The organism is Lysinibacillus sp. Ag94 (genome assembly GCF_023242215.1).
Lineage (GTDB): Bacteria > Bacillota > Bacilli > Bacillales_A > Planococcaceae > Lysinibacillus.
This window is the reverse complement of record NZ_CP096780.1, coordinates 4,233,644-4,248,872: the sequence shown is the minus strand read 5'-3', so window position 1 is coordinate 4,248,872 and position 15,229 is coordinate 4,233,644. Positions and strand designations below refer to the sequence as shown.

The window sequence follows — 15,229 nt, the reverse complement described above, 5'->3', positions numbered from 1 at the left end:
AATGTGGTTTTAAGTCACTTTTTAGTGGTGTCCAAACATCCGCTTAAATAGAGGAACCTAAGAACGCCACATCCCCTGTGGTAATCTCCCATTGGCCCAAAGCCTCTAAACGCAATTATATAATTGGTAAGGTAATTGAGAAGGAATCAGTATTTTATTCTCAATTACCTTTTTATTTGTGCAAAAAATGTAGGGATTTTAACTTTAGAAATAACACTGATAGCAAATATCCCTTGAGAACTCTTGTTTTTACGGATTCTCAAATAAAGCGAGAATAATTCTCAGTTGTAGGTTGACTGAGAATAGAAACACGCTTATAATGAGAATCGTGAGTAATGATAATCATTTTCAATGATTACGAGCAAAAATGAATCTACCGGGGATTACAATGAAAAAAAGATATCTTTTTACAGCAACTGTTGTTCTGTCTATAGTTTCACTATTTATCGGTGTAGTTGATATAAAACCGAGTGATCTATTAGATTTTGAATCAGAAGAAACTAGACTATTTTTTATTAGTCGTATACCGAGACTTGTAGCAATTTTGTTAGCAGGTGCAGGTATGAGTATTGCTGGTTTAATTATGCAAAGCTTAAGTAGGAATAAGTTCGTGTCACCAACGACAGCAGGTACATTAGATGCTACAAAGTTGGGGGTACTAATTTCGATGATGTTTTTCACAAATGTCACGTACTTTCAAAAAATTTCCTTCGCTTTCATATTTGCTTTAGCCGGCACATTATTGTTTATGCAAATATTAAATCGAATAAAGTTTAAAGATGCGATCTTTATACCGCTTATTGGCTTAATGTTTGGGAATATCCTTTCGTCAATTACGACGTTTTTTGCGTATAAGGCGGATATTATCCAAAACATTTCTGCATGGTTACAGGGAGATTTCTCATTAATGATGAAAGGTCGTTATGAGCTTTTATACATAAGTGTACCCGTGCTGATTTTAGCTTACATTTATGCGAACCGCTTCACAGTGGCAGGAATGGGTGAGGATTTTGCAAAAAACCTTGGTCTTTCTTATAAATTCGTTGTGAATTTAGGTTTAGTGTTAGTAGCACTTATTTCGACGACAGTGGTGCTAACAGTTGGTGTGATACCGTTCCTTGGTTTAATCATTCCAAATATAGTTTCGCTGTTCAAAGGGGATAACCTTGCTAAGACATTGCCGCATACAGCATTACTAGGTATGTCGTTCTTATTATTTTGCGACATTGTAGGGCGTGTACTGATTTTCCCTTATGAAATTCCGATTAGTATGACGGTCGGTGTCATCGGAAGTGCGATCTTCCTAATTATGTTGTTTAGGGGGAGAGCATATGCGTAACCTTACAAAAATGTTGATTTTACTAGGTTTGGCAGTAGCATCTATTTTACTGTATATATTTTATGAACTTAATGGTAACTATCATTATGCGTTTCCACGCCGCCTTATTAAAGTGGTAGCGATGTCGTTAACAGGAATTGCAATTGCATATTCAACTGTAGTATTCCAAACGATTACACACAACCGTATTTTAACACCAAGTGTAATGGGGCTTGATGCATTATATATGATGGTTCAAACATTCATCTATTTCTTCTTTGGCTCTATGTCGATATTCGTTATTAACGCCAAATACAATTTCTTACTAGCTGTTTTAGCGATGGTTGTCTTTGCGGTAATATTTTATCGAGTATTGTTCAAGGAAGGAAAACGTCCGATTTATTTCTTGCTGCTTGTCGGTATGATTGTCGGAACGTTTTTAGGAAGCGTAACTACGTTCTTCCAAGTTCTAATAGACCCGAATGAGTTTTTAAGCTTACAAAGTAAAATGTTTGCAAGCTTCAACAATGTCAATTCAGATTTAGTATGGCTTGCTGGTGTTGTCATAATCATTACCTTTGTTTATGGCTGGCGTCACATGAACCAATTGGATGTAATGTCTCTTGGACGTGATACAGCAATTAATTTAGGGGTACCGTATGACAAGCTTGTACAGCGTATGCTCATATTATCTTCAGTATTAATTGCCGTTTCTACAGCTCTTGTTGGGCCTATTACTTTCTTTGGCTTAATCGTGGCAAATTTATCATATCAATTTTTCAAGACGTACAAGCACTCTGTGATAATCGCAGGTTCTTGTGTAATGAGTATTGTAGCTTTGGTCGGTGGACAGTGGGTGGTCGAACGTATTTTTAATTTCGATACAACACTAAGCGTTATTATAAACTTCGTAGGTGGCGTGTACTTCATCTACTTATTATTGAAGGAAAGTAGGTCAGCAGGATGATCCAAGTAAAAGAAATCTCTAAGTTTTTTGGGAAAAAACCGGTCATTCAAGATGTCAGTGTCGACGTTGCACCAGGGAAAATTACGTCTTTTATTGGACCGAATGGCGCAGGTAAATCAACATTGCTTTCAATGGTAAGCCGTTTACTTAATGCAGACACTGGAGAAGTATTACTCGATAAAGCAGATGTACGTCGTTGGAAATCGGATGATTTTGCGAAGCGAGTATCTATTTTAAAACAGTCAAACTATATGAATGTTCGCCTAACAATTCGTGAGCTTGTTTCATTTGGGCGTTTCCCTTATTCGAAAGGCAATTTGAAGCCTGAGGATGAGCTAAAGATAGATGAAGCCATTCAATATATGAATTTAGGGGATATTCAGCACAATTATTTGGATGAATTATCTGGTGGTCAACGTCAACGTGCATTTATTGCAATGGTTATTGCGCAGGATACAGACTATATTTTGCTTGATGAGCCGCTTAACAATTTAGACATGAAGCACTCTGTGCAAATCATGAAAATTTTGCGCAAGCTCGTTGATGAGCTGGGGAAAACAGTTGTCATTGTATTACATGATATTAACTTTGCTTCTGTATACTCTGATCATATTGTCGCATTAAAAAATGGACGTGTTGTTAAAGACGGTCCAACAAATGACATCATCAATTCTGATGCGCTTAAGGAAATTTATGATATGGATATCCCGGTTCAAGAACAGGATGGTTGTCGCATTTGTGTATATTTTAACTCTTAAAAAAATAATAGATGGAAATCCATCTAAAAAATAAAGGAGCAATTTTACAATGAAAAATTGGAAATTACTTACTGTGTTAATGGCAATGATGCTATTAGTACTAGCTGCTTGCGGTTCTAAAGACGAAGCAAAAAAAGAAGATAAAGGTTCTTCAACTGATAAGCCAGCTGAAGAGCAAAAGGAAGAAGCTACAGCTTACCCACTAACAATCCCAGCTATTAAAGATGGTGAAGATACTTTTAAAGAAGTAACGCTTAAAGAGCAACCAAAGAATGTTGTTGTATTTGACTATGGTTTCCTTGATACTTTAGATGCTTTAGGTGTTGAAGTTGCAGGTGTTCCACAAAAATCAGTTCCAAAATACTTAAGTAAATATGCTGGTAAAGATTATGTTAATGTTGGTGCTTTAAAAGAGCCTGACTTTGAAGCAATCTCTTCTATGAATCCAGACGTTATTTTCATCTCTGGTCGTCAAGCATCTGCTTACGATGAATTATCTAAAATTGCGCCAACTGTCTATGTAGGTGTAGATGATCAAAATTTCGTGGAATCATTCAAAGAAAAAACAGAATTAGCTGGTAAGATCTTTGGTAAAGAAAAAGAAGCTGCTGATGCATTTGCTGCATACGAAGCAAAAGTAGAGGAAGTTAAAGCTAAAACAACTTCAGCTAAAGAAAAAGCTTTAATCGTTCTAGGTTCTGAAGGTTCATTATCTGCATATGGTCCTGGTTCACGTTTCGGTGTGATCCATGATGTATTTGGTGTAAAACCTGCTGATGAAAAAATTGAAGTTTCTACACATGGTTCTAACGCATCATTTGAATATGTACGTGACACAAACCCAGATGTTTTATTCGTAGTTGATCGTGATGCTGCTGTAAATCCAGAAGGCGAGTCTGGTACAAAAGCTGCTATTGAAAACGAAATCGTTGGTGCTACTAACGCTGCGAAAAATGGTAAAATCTTTTATCTAGATCCACAAGTTTGGTATTTATCTGGTGGCGGTTTAACTTCTGAAACTCAAAAAGCTGAAGACGTTTTAAAGGCGTTTAAATAATATGTTTGTACAAATTAAACGTATTGTCGTTACGGAAGGGAATTCGGATAAAGTTGTTGAACGTTTTGGCGCCAAAGAAGATGGTCCATCATTGCTTGAGCAACAGCCAGGCTTTATCGATAAGCAAGTGCTTGTAAAAAAAGTACGACGTGGTGATGAGGAAGTGCTAATTGTGGTTCGATGGGAATCAGAAGAAGCGTGGAAAAACTGGGAGAAGAGTCCCGAACATATTGCTGGTCATAAAGCAAATGCGGGTAAACCTAAGCCTGATCATATCATCGAAAGCGGCCAAGAAGTTTATTATGTAAAAGGTTAATAATTAAAGGTGTCTCAAAATTCATTTGAGGCACCTTTTTCTTATGAATAGGACTACACATTATTGCATTGTCCGATAAATGCAATGATAGTCAAAGCGACGGAAAAAATCATAGAACTATTAAAATGGCATAAAGAACGATATTAAGGAAGAAGGGCAAGGTACAAAACTATATCTGTGCCATACCCAGTCTAGTATTAATGCTTAATGGACGTTCTATTCCATGAATTTAATGTTGTAGTAATATTTAGAGAAAAACCATTGTCATTAATGGAAACCCCGGTGAAAGTGGCCGTCGATTGTTGTGGTACCCAATTTGCTTTTTTTACAGCAGTAACGTCCCTTAAAGAGGACATTGCCATTTCTGAATTAAAAAGAAAAGTAGGTAAACCGACTGTTTCTCCGATTTTAATAGGATTTCCAATGGACGAAGTGCTAGAACAATTGCCTCTTGCATATATAATACTAAAGCTTGGTGACATATAGAGTACAGGTGTATGTATGTTTAATTCAGAGGTAAATGGACTTACTAAAGGCAATATAGACAGGCATTCTTCGGATACTCTTATAATTCCGTATTGTTCTATAAAACTGTCTAGCCTTTGCTGAAAAGCATCTTCAAATCCAGGAATATTGCAAATAAAATTTGAAAATGTAGATTTGCTTTTATACTCTGCTAATGTTTCTTTAAAAACCTGTTGCTCAGCATCAATAATAATTTGCTCAATATATTGTTGTTCTTTCGAAGGTTTTTTAATAGTGATTTCTTCTTCAGAGATTAAAATTGTACAGGAAAAATTAGCTGTAAGTAATAAAACGTTTTCATTTACTTCATTTTTCATTTCAATCACTCCCAGGTTTCGAGAATTTCCTTGTTAATAGATTATGCGAAATGGCACATCACGATAAACGTAGGGGATTTCCATTCTAAATAGGCATTCAATGTAACTCTAAGCCCGAGAAGCGGCCGTCTTCTCCCCAATCAACTTATATACATAGTATCCAATCTAGTTTCTCATGAACTTTATAACTCAAAGAAATTAGTATACGAACAGAATACAAATTGATCTTAGCTTACTATAAGCGTATCATCAGTGAGGACGCCATTTCAATGGTGAGTTTACGCCAAAAAATGGCGGTCAATCATATGACTCCGCCATTTATTTTACTATCCCTAAATAAAGAAATGGCGTGCTTTCTACAAATACCGCCACTTTTTGGCGGTATATTGTGCTAATGATACAATGTAAAAAATTCCCTGGTGATCTCAGTGTCTAGTATTATTTCCCATTAATCTGTATAATATTTATTAACATATTTAAGGGAGGAGAGGACTATTGCAGGAGCTTGACGAACAAATTAATGAAGCATTGGACATTCTAATTAAAAACGAGACATTGATCAGTCATGAATTACGGTCGATGCTAAAAAAATTTAAAGAAGAAAAAAAGGCAGTTGGCTATTCATTTGGTAAGCTTTGTTATTGGCATTATGAAGCGTTTACAGATTGTTTGAACGAGGACATTTATAATGTTGCCGCAGCTATCGAACTTTTAATTTTATCGTTTGATATAATCGACGACTTGCAGGACAAGGATTCTGACTATAGTTGGACTAAAACACCTGAATTATCATTAAATGTTGCTTTAGCTATGCTAGTTATGGCTTCTAGAACTATACGTAAGTCTACCTTTGAACACAAAAGTATTGCTATTCAAATACTGGAGGATTATGCATTACGAAGTATAAACGGTCAGCAATTAGATTTACTCAATACTTGTAGGGATGAGCAATCGTATATACAAATGATCGAACAAAAGTCAGGTTCTTTAACAGCAATGAGTTGCTTAATTGGCGAAGTGCTTGCAAAGGGAGCGATATCTTCTGAGATTGAGGAGTACGGGAAATATATAGGTATTATCCAACAAATTAAAAACGATATTCAAAGTTTAAAAACTTGGGGACCTAAAAATGATCTACTAAATAAAAGATATTCATTGCCTATTATTTATCTTTTATCACAGGGAAATGATGTTTCAAATTCTGTTGTAAACTATTATAATGATGATATAGATGCATTTTTAGATAATAATGCTACGGAAAATGAGTTGACAAATGGTGGCGCAATACGGTATGCAATTACGATTAAGAATGTTTACAAGTTTAGAGCATTAGATACTCTTGAAAATGTAGCTATAAATGAAGTATGTAAAGATTACCTAAAAAAACTAATAAATTAAGGAGAGGTTAATATGATTAATGTAATTCAACATCTAGAAAAAAACCCTGACTTAGTTGCACTCTTAAAAGAACAAAAAGCTTCATTAATTGGAGTTTCAGCTATGGAGCAAAGAGCGATACTTAATTCGTTTGAAGAAGACGTACGCTTAGAAAATGGATTTTGGAACTAAAAAAATTTAAACGTGTATGGTTTCTGCTTGCTGTAAGTACTTACATATTGCTGGGATCTTACCTACTGTACATTACTTACAGCAAGCATTATTTGGGTATAGATTTAAAAGAAGAGAATGGGGAATGGGTAGTAACTAGTTCGTACTCTAAACAATTAGAGGGCGGAATTCGAATTTCTGAAGGAGATGTTATTTTAAGTGTAAATAACCTTCATACAGAGGATATCCCTAATGTAAAACATGATCATTTATTACGTACGGCAAGCTTGCTAACAATTATGAAACCTAACGGACAAATAATGGATGTGAGCGTTAGTAGATTTGATTTACCAGAGCAATATTTTCATTACATATTGGTAATACCTTCTTGTTACTTTTTTTTAACATTAATTATTGTGTTTTACTTATATTTTAAACAAAAAAATACATCTCTTTTATGTTTACTTATTTTATTTATGCTCACTGTTTCCCTGGCTTATGTTAGCATTGGTGCATCCGGCAGTCTAAACAGTCTTGGTGTAATCGTTAATCGTGGTAGCATGTTACTATGCTTAGTGTTATTACTCCACTTCTTAAGGAATTATTACACATTTTTAAAAACAAATTGGTTGCTTTCTAATAATATAAAATTATTTTATATACTTCCTGTGATAGCGATGATATTGGGCGGTATTGGTATTATATACCCTGCTGTTAATAATTTACTTTCGAATATTGTACTAGCTATGTTCTTCGTTTTCCTTATTATCATACTTAGTATTTTATTGCTAAGCTATTTCAAATATAAATCGCCTCAGTTAAAAATTTTATTAATTAGTATAATGATTCCGTTTCTGCCATTCCTTTTTCTATATGCGCTCCCTTACATTTTATTTCATCAATATATACTTTCTGCTGAGATTAGTGCCCTTTTTTTATTGTTAATTCCGTTTAGTTTTATTTTTACACAGTTAGCAGATCGGCTATTTGATATCGAATATCATATTACTAGATTACGTTATTATGTAATCTTTTCATTGATTTTTACGTTGTGGTTTATAGTTGGATTGTATTGGATTGCAGGAAAATATTTAACGATGACCGTCATATCAGGTGTGTCATTCTTTACTTTTACATCGTTAGTTGTTCTTTTTTACATAAAAGAGAAAGTCGATTATCGAAAACGGAAAATTTTATTTTCGACAAAAGGGGATTATATACATCAGTTATATACAGCTGTAGATAAGGTTGGTAAAACAATAAAAATAGATAATCTTCTAGAAAAATTTGTGCAAGAGGTTTCTCTCCATCTTGAGCTCGAACATGTATTTGTATTAACTTATGACTATGACACAAAGCAATTTACATCAACGGTTGAGGGTAATGTTCCGATTAATCCAATGTTAATGGAAGATTTAAAATTAGGGGAAATTAAAAAATTTGATCAAGTCTATCTCGCTTTCCTCCATCAAGATGCTCATTATAAAAGAGCGTTAGTATTACGACATAATAATTCAATTTATTTGAAAGATGAAGAACTTCTATGGCTTGAATTGCTCTTATTATATGTAAATAATTTTATTGAAAATACAAAGATGGTAGAAGAGTTGTTAGAGGAATTAAAGCATATGAGGCAAGCAGATGATAGTCAATTGCCTTGGTTAAGCAAATTATTATGGTTAAGATTTGAAGAGGAAAAATATCAATTAGCTCAAGAATTACATGATACAAATTTGCAAGAGCAGCTCCATATTGCACGAGAAGTTGATGTCCTAGTCAATAGGAAGGATGTAACAGATATCCAGCCAAAACTTGCGAAAATTCATCAGCAGATGGTTACATCTTTACATGATTTAAGAGCTTATTGCGAAAATTTGAAGCCCCCATTATTAGATACATTAGGATTGAATGCTGCATTAGAAAAGCTAATTCGCAAAGTAATAGAAAGAGCTAGTTTTGTGTTAATTTATACGATCGATCGCCTTTATTTAGAGGATGAGCGTATGAATTTAATGATTTATCGACTATTCCAAGAATTACTCAATAACGCGTTAAAACATTCCTATGCAACAACAGTTGAAATTCATTTGCGGGAAATGGACGATGGTTTCGAAATTATCTATAGGGATGATGGTGTAGGCTGTAATATCGGGGATATAATTGTCGGAGAATCGATGGGAATTCAAGGTATGCAAGAACGTGTAAAGGCCTTTAACGGACAGTTTTACATCGATTCACAGGTTAGTAAAGGGATGTCTATTAGAATTACAGTAAAAGAAGGAAGTGATACACTTGATTACGATGCTCATAGTGGATGATCACCCTATTGTGTTAGAGGGGACAAAAAACCTATTTCAAGAAAATGAAGATATTATAGTTGATACAGAAAGCGATGCAACTCGTGTCATACAGAGAATTAAAAACAAACCATATGATATCTACTTAATTGATATAAATATGCCGTTAGAAAATGGCATTAATGTAGGACGTAACATTAAAGCTATCCAGTCAAATGCTTCAATTATTCTTTATACTGGTGATGATATAACTGATTATTATCCACTTATTTTAGAAAGGAAAATCGAAGGTATTTTAGCTAAAACAGCATCTAAGGAGCAAATTTTACGAACTGTTCGGGCCATTGCAAATGGTGAAATTGTTTTACCTCAAAATTTCTTGGATTTTCTGGATAATAAATTTCAATTGCAAAATGCCAAACTCGATATTCACTTAAATGAAAAAGAAAAGAAAATTTTAAGATTGATTGCGGAAGGGCATACAAATAAAGCAATTGCGATAGAGTTAAATATTCCTCAGCGGACAACCGAAAGATATTTAACTCAGCTATTTTCTTTACTGAATGTAGATTCACGGACAGAGGCAGTAAATCTTGCAGAAAGAATGAATTTACTATAGATTGTCTGTATGTTATACTAACTTTCGTTGGTATATTTTTCAATAAAAAGGGAGAGTTTGGGTGGTTTTCTAACACTATATATTTACCTAGTAAATCATACCTGAATTTTAATTCTAAATACCTATATTTTTAAAATTACACCGCCAAATTATGGCGGTGTTTTTTCTATGTCCGCCAAATCACGCCAAAAATCGGCCTAAAAACCGCCAAAAAATTGGCGTAAACCCAACGTTGAAATGTCGGTGTAAGTACTGGTACGCTTAAGATAATCGTGGTTAAGTAGATTTGCTATAGTAGGTAATACTATATAAGATTTCGTTTAAAATAAGAGCCTGGCTATCTATGAAGAAAGTAGAGATTGTAGATTTTTTAAAAGTTACTAGCTAGTCAACATACTTCACCATAAAACTTTATATAAAGGTAGGCGTGTATTTTGAAAGTAGAACTTGAAAATTTATTTTCTATAGATGAATCTAGTCAAGATCAAGTTATTAATGTTTATAATCGCTATGGTATTTTTATAGGTACACCTAAAATAAGAAAAAGAAATTTAAAGGCATCTTTTAATCCTATTTTTACATTAAATGAAGACGTGACATATGAACATGTAGCAGCACTCTACAAATCATTGGAACACGAATTAGGAATTGTTTCAATCGGAGAACGTTTTTACTTTGACTTTTCGGATAGCGAATATGAGCAAGCACCATTATTCACACTAAACTCAACTGGTAACTCACCTGATATGTTTATAGATGATAGAGGAACTTTATTTTCTATAAACACCCATTGCCAGCATTGTGGACTAATGGAAAAAGAGCAGCTTTCTCCATTAGTGATAGATACAACAGAAATGAAAGACCGTCATCTAGTTCATGTGAGCGGATATTGGGTTGCTTCACAGGAATTAGCGACATTAATGAAGCAAGAGGATATGAAAGGCTATGAACTGTTAGAAGTTATTCATCAAGGACCGAAAGAAGGGAAGCAAAAAGCTTTTCAAATTATACCTACACAAGTATTACCAGAGAGTAGTGCTGAAAGAGTTAAGTTGTATTTTGCGACAGAGCAACCTCCATGTCGTTGTGGATTAAGTGGGGTAATCAATGGTCCGGATATTTATAATCGTAAAGATATCACCAATATAGAAAATGATGTTTTCTTATCAGCAGAATGGAGTCATGACGGTAGATATTTATATCGAAAGACTTTGTTCAGTAGAAAGTTTAGAGAATTAATTTATAAAAACAATATATCTCGTGAAGTAAGAGGAGAGAAGGATAAAAACTTTGGGCCGAAGGATTGGTTATTCGATCCAGTATTATTAAAATAATTTAAACTAAAGATGAGGAAGTGTATATTTTGTTTAGAAAAATAATACCTATCGTTGCAATCTTATTTATCGTTGCATTAGCTCTTTCAAATTATTTTAATAGGGCAGAAGAAAAAACATTTGTCCTACCCCAAGAAAGAGGGGGCACATTGGGTTAGATAAAGATAACCAATCAGACATTTACGGGGAGATAATCTTGTGATAAAAAGTCAAATTCACCTCTAGTAGATGTAAATATGATATGATGTGAAAAATATAACAGCATATTGTTCCTGAGGTGAAGTATTATATGAAAAAATGGGCTTATCCTTTAGCGGTATTAACGCTCATTATCTTTTTTGTGTTACGAGTTACTTTGCAAAGTGAATTCATCAATACTTTTGATACAAAAATGGCAAATTTATTTTTCAAAAATCGTTTTATAGAATTTTTCCACTATATAGGAGAACCGACATTTGTAGTATCCGTAGCAATAGTCTTAATCGTGTATTTAGCGTGGAAAGCAAAAAATAACCGAGGTATATTATTTGTTCTGTTAACGGTTGCAGGTGGGAATGTACTTAACCAATTATTGAAAAAATGGGTGCAGCGGCCAAGACCTGAGATTGAAGAACAATTAACATCCTTTAGTTTTCCTTCTGGACATGCGATGACAGGTATCTTGTATTTATTTACAATAGCTTATATTTTTTCGGAGAACAATAGCAAGGGACGTAAGACATTGCTTTGGCTTGGGGCAATTGTTTTAACTGTATTTATTGGTTTGTCTCGAGTTGCTGGGGCCCGTCATTTTGCTTCAGATGTATTGGCCGGATGGAGTATGGGCTATACGTGGTTTATCATTTGTGTTATTTGGTATGAACGTCGGAAGAGACTTTTTAAAGCGAAAATTAAATCATGACTTTGAATGGGAGCCATCTAATTAAAGAAGGTTCCCTTTGTTATGTAGTAATAAGGGCGATATTTCTGAACATACCGCCCTTATTTCTGGCTCTTCTCCAAATGTTGTGGATGACATTTGGTGAAATGTATGCCAATTATATAAGTTGACCTTCGTTCCGACTGGGCGACTCCTTGGGGATTAGCAAGACCCTGCAGCGAAGCTAAGCGGCTCATCGGACGCCTCCAGGAAGCTCTGCTCTGTAGCGAAAGCGAAGCGTCAGCAACAAATGTTTTGACTGTGCGAAAGCGAAGCGTCAGCAACAAATGTTTTGACTGTGCGAAAGCGAAGCGTCAGCAACAAAGAGCCCAGTCGGAACGGAAATCAACAACACAGTATGGTTATGAGCTTTATTTCTTAAATCTTTCAATTACATTGAAACAATCTTTTCTGCTTCCAAAAGCTTTTTTACAGCTTCTAAGCAATCATAAAATGTTTCAAATGGCTTATAAGGAAGATGAAGGTCTTTACAGCGTTTAATAAGATGATCCCTGGCAAGTACTAAATCTGCCTGTTTTGCTGCCTCAAAATCAGAAAGTGAGTCTCCAATTACGATTTTAAAGTGATTACTCTGTGCAACTTTTCGCATAACGCTTGGCTTGCAACAACCGCAACCTTGAACATCAAATTTCGCACATTCTTCATCACAGCTATTCGGAAAAACGAGCTTAATTTGCTGTCCGGAAAAATCAGCACCGTTACAATATATCCCGGAAAATGGACCGTATTTTTTTAATAATGGCTCAATGAAAAAATCGACACCACCGCTAACAATATAAAACGGAATATGGTTTTCTTGTGCATAGCGAACGAAATCGCCAAAGCCCTCACGTATAATGGCCGTATCCAATAAATATTGGATCACAGCATTCTTTTGTTTAGTTGATAATAGCGCGAACATTGCTGAAATGCCATCTTTAAAGGTTATAGTTTGTTCCATCATTGCTTTAGCAATTTTTTCGGATTCCTCTGGAACAAATTGAGTCATTAGAGAGACGATATTATCTGTTTCTGTTATAGTGCCATCAAAATCACAGAAAATAATTGGTTTCAAGCTACTTCCCCCTTCATGAAAAAACGTCTACTTTTGCAGTAGACGTTTAAATTTTACTTGTACACCGTTTTCATCGGCTTTTGTTAAGATAATTTCATGCTCTGGAAATTGATTTTTCATGGCATTTACGAAATTTTGTGCAATAGCAGTAGGGATGATAGAAATCAGTGTAGGTCCTGCGCCACTTAGAGCTGTTCCAAATGCCCCATTAGCCTTTGCTGCTTCATGAATCTCTTTATATTGTGGAATTAGATTGGCGCGGAAAGGCTCATGGAATAAATCAGCCTCCATATAACGACCTGCACGCTCGAAATCACGAACCATTAATGAAGCAGCTAGCATATTTGCATTTGCAGAGGCCCTCACGGCATAGGTCCGATCAAATTTTTCTGGTAAAACAGAACGGGATTCACTTGTTTTAAGTTCGACATCGGGCACATACACAACGAAGGAAGCATCTAGATTATTAACATGAAATGTATCAACAACGCCATTATCATCCATTGAGGAAATTGTTAATCCACCTAATACCGAGGCTGTTGCATTGTCAGGATGTCCTTCGATTTGTGAGGACAAATTGAGTTTATCCTGTAAAGTTAAGCCTAAGTCACAGACTTGATTAGCTAGTTCAATTCCTGCAACGATGACCGCTGCACTGCTCCCTAAACCACGGGCTAATGGAAGTTCACTTGCCATTTCAACACGGCAGGTAGGTAGTTGCTTTCCGTATTGCTGCGCTATTTTTTGGGCAATGACGTATAGTAAATGCTCTTCCAGTTCAAACTCTTTAGGACCATTATTATCGAGGTGGATAATTTCCCAACTATCCTGTAAAGACACGGTTAACTTTAAATAAAGGGATAAGCCAAGCCCTATTGAATCAAAGCCTGGACCTAGATTAGCTGTGCTCCCAGGAACCGTGATTTCCCACATGTTACTCATAGTACGCCCTCGATATATTTTCGAATTTCTTCTTCATCGTTTTTAAGTGAAACAACATCTACTGTCGAGACATTCATGGCCGTATCAGGATCTTTCAATCCATTCCCCGTAAAAATTGTCACAACTTTAGAGCCCTTTGTAATTTTGCCATTTTCAACGGATTTAATAACGCCAGCTAATGATGCAGCTGAACCTGGTTCAACGAAGATTCCTTCAGTGCCAGCAATTAATTTGTAAGCAGCTAAAATTTCTTCGTCTGTAACTGAGTCAATAATACCACCAGACTCATCGCGTGCTGCTTCTGCAAATTTCCAACTTGCAGGATTACCGATACGTATAGCCGTTGCCACTGTCTCAGGATTAGCAATAGGTTCACCTTTTACAATTGCTGCTGCACCTTTAGCTTCAAAGCCGAACATTTTTGGTAAACCAGAACCCTTTGCTGCATCGTATTCTTTAAAGCCTTTCCAGTACGCAGTAATGTTACCTGCGTTACCAACAGGGATGCAAAGATAGTCTGGAGCTTTTCCTAAAGCATCTACAATTTCAAATGAGGCTGTTTTTTGCCCCTCGATGCGGAATGGATTTACCGAGTTTACAAGTGCCACTGGAGTTGTTTCACTTACTTGACGGACAATATTTAATGCATCATCAAAATTACCGTCGATTTCGATAATCTTTGCACCATACATTGTTGCTTGGGCAAGCTTACCTAGGGCTACTTTTCCTTTAGGGATAACGACTATGGACTGGATTCCAGCGCGAGTTGCATAAGCTGCTGCTGCGGCTGATGTGTTACCAGTTGAAGCACAAATAACGCATTTGCTACCTTCTTCAATCGCTTTTGCAACGGCAAACACCATACCACGGTCTTTAAAGGAACCAGTTGGATTTGCACCTTCAATTTTTCCATAAAGCTCAATGCCTAGTTTTTTAGATAGATTTACTAAATGTATAAGAGGCGTATTGCCTTCGTTTAAAGTTAGAGCAGGTGTATTTTCTGTTACGGGTAAAAATTGTTTATATTCCTCAATTAGGCCTTTCCACATAACGTTTAGATCTCCTTTTGTTCTTATAGGAAGAACAGTTGTTTTTGTATAAAAGACATTTTAACGCAAATTGCCCTATGTTTTCAATAGAATTTCATAAATTGTCTAAACAATTCGGTAATTTGAATTTTTGCTTGTCACTTTCTTGAAACAACTGTATAGTAAACTTATAGTGTAAAGTCAAGTGT

Annotated in this window: 15 protein-coding genes; 11 read left to right on the top strand and 4 right to left on the bottom strand. The window is 35.4% G+C overall.

The window, feature by feature from the left end:
• Positions 1-388: 388 nt before the first annotated feature.
• Genes MY533_RS20070 through MY533_RS20050 form a run of 5 tightly spaced genes read left to right on the top strand, consistent with a single transcriptional unit; the run spans position 389 to position 4,416 of the window.
• Positions 389-1,339: an ABC transporter permease gene (locus MY533_RS20070; RefSeq protein WP_248717322.1), complete on the top strand. Its 951-nt coding sequence runs from the start codon at positions 389-391 to the stop codon at positions 1,337-1,339.
• On the top strand, positions 1,332-2,285 hold the full coding sequence (locus MY533_RS20065; protein WP_248717321.1) for an iron chelate uptake ABC transporter family permease subunit: 954 nt from the start codon (positions 1,332-1,334) through the stop codon (positions 2,283-2,285). The genes MY533_RS20070 and MY533_RS20065 overlap by 8 nt, the downstream gene beginning before the upstream one ends.
• Positions 2,282-3,043: an iron ABC transporter ATP-binding protein gene (locus MY533_RS20060; protein WP_248717320.1), complete on the top strand. Its 762-nt coding sequence runs from the start codon at positions 2,282-2,284 to the stop codon at positions 3,041-3,043. The genes MY533_RS20065 and MY533_RS20060 overlap by 4 nt, the downstream gene beginning before the upstream one ends.
• A gap of 49 nt (positions 3,044-3,092) precedes the next feature.
• Positions 3,093-4,100 carry a siderophore ABC transporter substrate-binding protein gene (locus MY533_RS20055; protein ID WP_248717319.1) on the top strand — a complete coding sequence of 336 codons (1,008 nt, stop codon included), beginning with the start codon at positions 3,093-3,095 and terminating at the stop codon, positions 4,098-4,100.
• Between the two features lies 1 nt (position 4,101).
• Complete coding sequence (locus MY533_RS20050) at positions 4,102-4,416, top strand: antibiotic biosynthesis monooxygenase family protein (protein WP_132361528.1); 315 nt, start codon at positions 4,102-4,104, stop codon at positions 4,414-4,416.
• A 197-nt stretch (positions 4,417-4,613) separates the two neighbouring features.
• Here MY533_RS20050 and MY533_RS20045 read toward each other — a convergent pair whose 3' ends face one another.
• A complete protein-coding gene (locus tag MY533_RS20045) occupies positions 4,614-5,258 on the bottom strand; it encodes a hypothetical protein (RefSeq protein WP_248717318.1) in 645 nt (214 codons plus the stop codon).
• A gap of 495 nt (positions 5,259-5,753) precedes the next feature.
• On the opposite strand from MY533_RS20045, the gene MY533_RS20040 reads away from it, so the two are divergent.
• From MY533_RS20040 to MY533_RS20015, 6 genes are all read left to right on the top strand, one after another.
• The gene (locus tag MY533_RS20040) at positions 5,754-6,656 is read left to right on the top strand and encodes a polyprenyl synthetase family protein (RefSeq protein WP_248717317.1); all 903 of its coding nucleotides are present in this window, start codon (positions 5,754-5,756) and stop codon (positions 6,654-6,656) included.
• A gap of 12 nt (positions 6,657-6,668) precedes the next feature.
• A complete protein-coding gene (gene comX / locus MY533_RS20035; RefSeq protein ID WP_132361534.1) occupies positions 6,669-6,827 on the top strand; it encodes a competence pheromone ComX in 159 nt (52 codons plus the stop codon).
• Between the two features lie 47 nt (positions 6,828-6,874).
• Positions 6,875-9,124 carry a sensor histidine kinase gene (locus tag MY533_RS20030; RefSeq protein ID WP_248719261.1) on the top strand — a complete coding sequence of 750 codons (2,250 nt, stop codon included), beginning with the start codon at positions 6,875-6,877 and terminating at the stop codon, positions 9,122-9,124.
• The gene (locus MY533_RS20025; RefSeq protein WP_248719260.1) at positions 9,108-9,722 is read left to right on the top strand and encodes a response regulator; all 615 of its coding nucleotides are present in this window, start codon (positions 9,108-9,110) and stop codon (positions 9,720-9,722) included. The genes MY533_RS20030 and MY533_RS20025 overlap by 17 nt, the downstream gene beginning before the upstream one ends.
• Before the next feature lie 434 nt (positions 9,723-10,156).
• Entirely contained in the window at positions 10,157-11,056 is a 900-nt protein-coding gene (locus MY533_RS20020; RefSeq protein ID WP_248717316.1) for a hypothetical protein, read from the top strand.
• Between the two features lie 289 nt (positions 11,057-11,345).
• Positions 11,346-11,957: a phosphatase PAP2 family protein gene (locus MY533_RS20015; RefSeq protein WP_248717315.1), complete on the top strand. Its 612-nt coding sequence runs from the start codon at positions 11,346-11,348 to the stop codon at positions 11,955-11,957.
• Positions 11,958-12,366: 409 nt separating this feature from the next.
• Here the strand turns inward: MY533_RS20015 and MY533_RS20010 are convergent, their stop codons facing one another.
• From MY533_RS20010 to thrC, 3 genes are read right to left on the bottom strand one after another with little or no spacing between them, the layout of a single operon-like run.
• Complete coding sequence (locus MY533_RS20010) at positions 12,367-13,050, bottom strand: 2-hydroxy-3-keto-5-methylthiopentenyl-1-phosphate phosphatase (RefSeq protein ID WP_248717314.1); 684 nt, start codon at positions 13,048-13,050, stop codon at positions 12,367-12,369.
• Between the two features lie 27 nt (positions 13,051-13,077).
• Positions 13,078-13,992: a homoserine kinase gene (gene thrB, locus MY533_RS20005; RefSeq protein WP_248717313.1), complete on the bottom strand. Its 915-nt coding sequence runs from the start codon at positions 13,990-13,992 to the stop codon at positions 13,078-13,080.
• A complete protein-coding gene (gene thrC / locus MY533_RS20000; RefSeq protein ID WP_248717312.1) occupies positions 13,989-15,041 on the bottom strand; it encodes a threonine synthase in 1,053 nt (350 codons plus the stop codon). The genes thrB and thrC overlap by 4 nt, the downstream gene beginning before the upstream one ends.
• Between the last annotated feature and the right edge of the window lie 188 nt (positions 15,042-15,229).

Excerpts from the sequence above, each read along its gene's own strand:
- MY533_RS20065 (WP_248717321.1), top strand. The coding sequence starts at position 1,332 with ATGCGTAACCTTACAAAAATGTTGATTTTACTAGGTTTGGCAGTAGCA.
- thrC (WP_248717312.1), bottom strand. The coding sequence starts at position 15,041 with ATGTGGAAAGGCCTAATTGAGGAATATAAACAATTTTTACCCGTAACA.
- MY533_RS20045 (WP_248717318.1), bottom strand. The coding sequence starts at position 5,258 with ATGAAAAATGAAGTAAATGAAAACGTTTTATTACTTACAGCTAATTTT.
- MY533_RS20070 (WP_248717322.1), top strand. The coding sequence starts at position 389 with ATGAAAAAAAGATATCTTTTTACAGCAACTGTTGTTCTGTCTATAGTT.
- MY533_RS20055 (WP_248717319.1), top strand. The coding sequence starts at position 3,093 with ATGAAAAATTGGAAATTACTTACTGTGTTAATGGCAATGATGCTATTA.
- MY533_RS20025 (WP_248719260.1), top strand. The coding sequence starts at position 9,108 with ATGCTCATAGTGGATGATCACCCTATTGTGTTAGAGGGGACAAAAAAC.
- thrB (WP_248717313.1), bottom strand. The coding sequence starts at position 13,992 with ATGAGTAACATGTGGGAAATCACGGTTCCTGGGAGCACAGCTAATCTA.
- MY533_RS20015 (WP_248717315.1), top strand. The coding sequence starts at position 11,346 with ATGAAAAAATGGGCTTATCCTTTAGCGGTATTAACGCTCATTATCTTT.
- MY533_RS20050 (WP_132361528.1), top strand. The coding sequence starts at position 4,102 with ATGTTTGTACAAATTAAACGTATTGTCGTTACGGAAGGGAATTCGGAT.
- comX (WP_132361534.1), top strand. The coding sequence starts at position 6,669 with ATGATTAATGTAATTCAACATCTAGAAAAAAACCCTGACTTAGTTGCA.
- MY533_RS20060 (WP_248717320.1), top strand. The coding sequence starts at position 2,282 with ATGATCCAAGTAAAAGAAATCTCTAAGTTTTTTGGGAAAAAACCGGTC.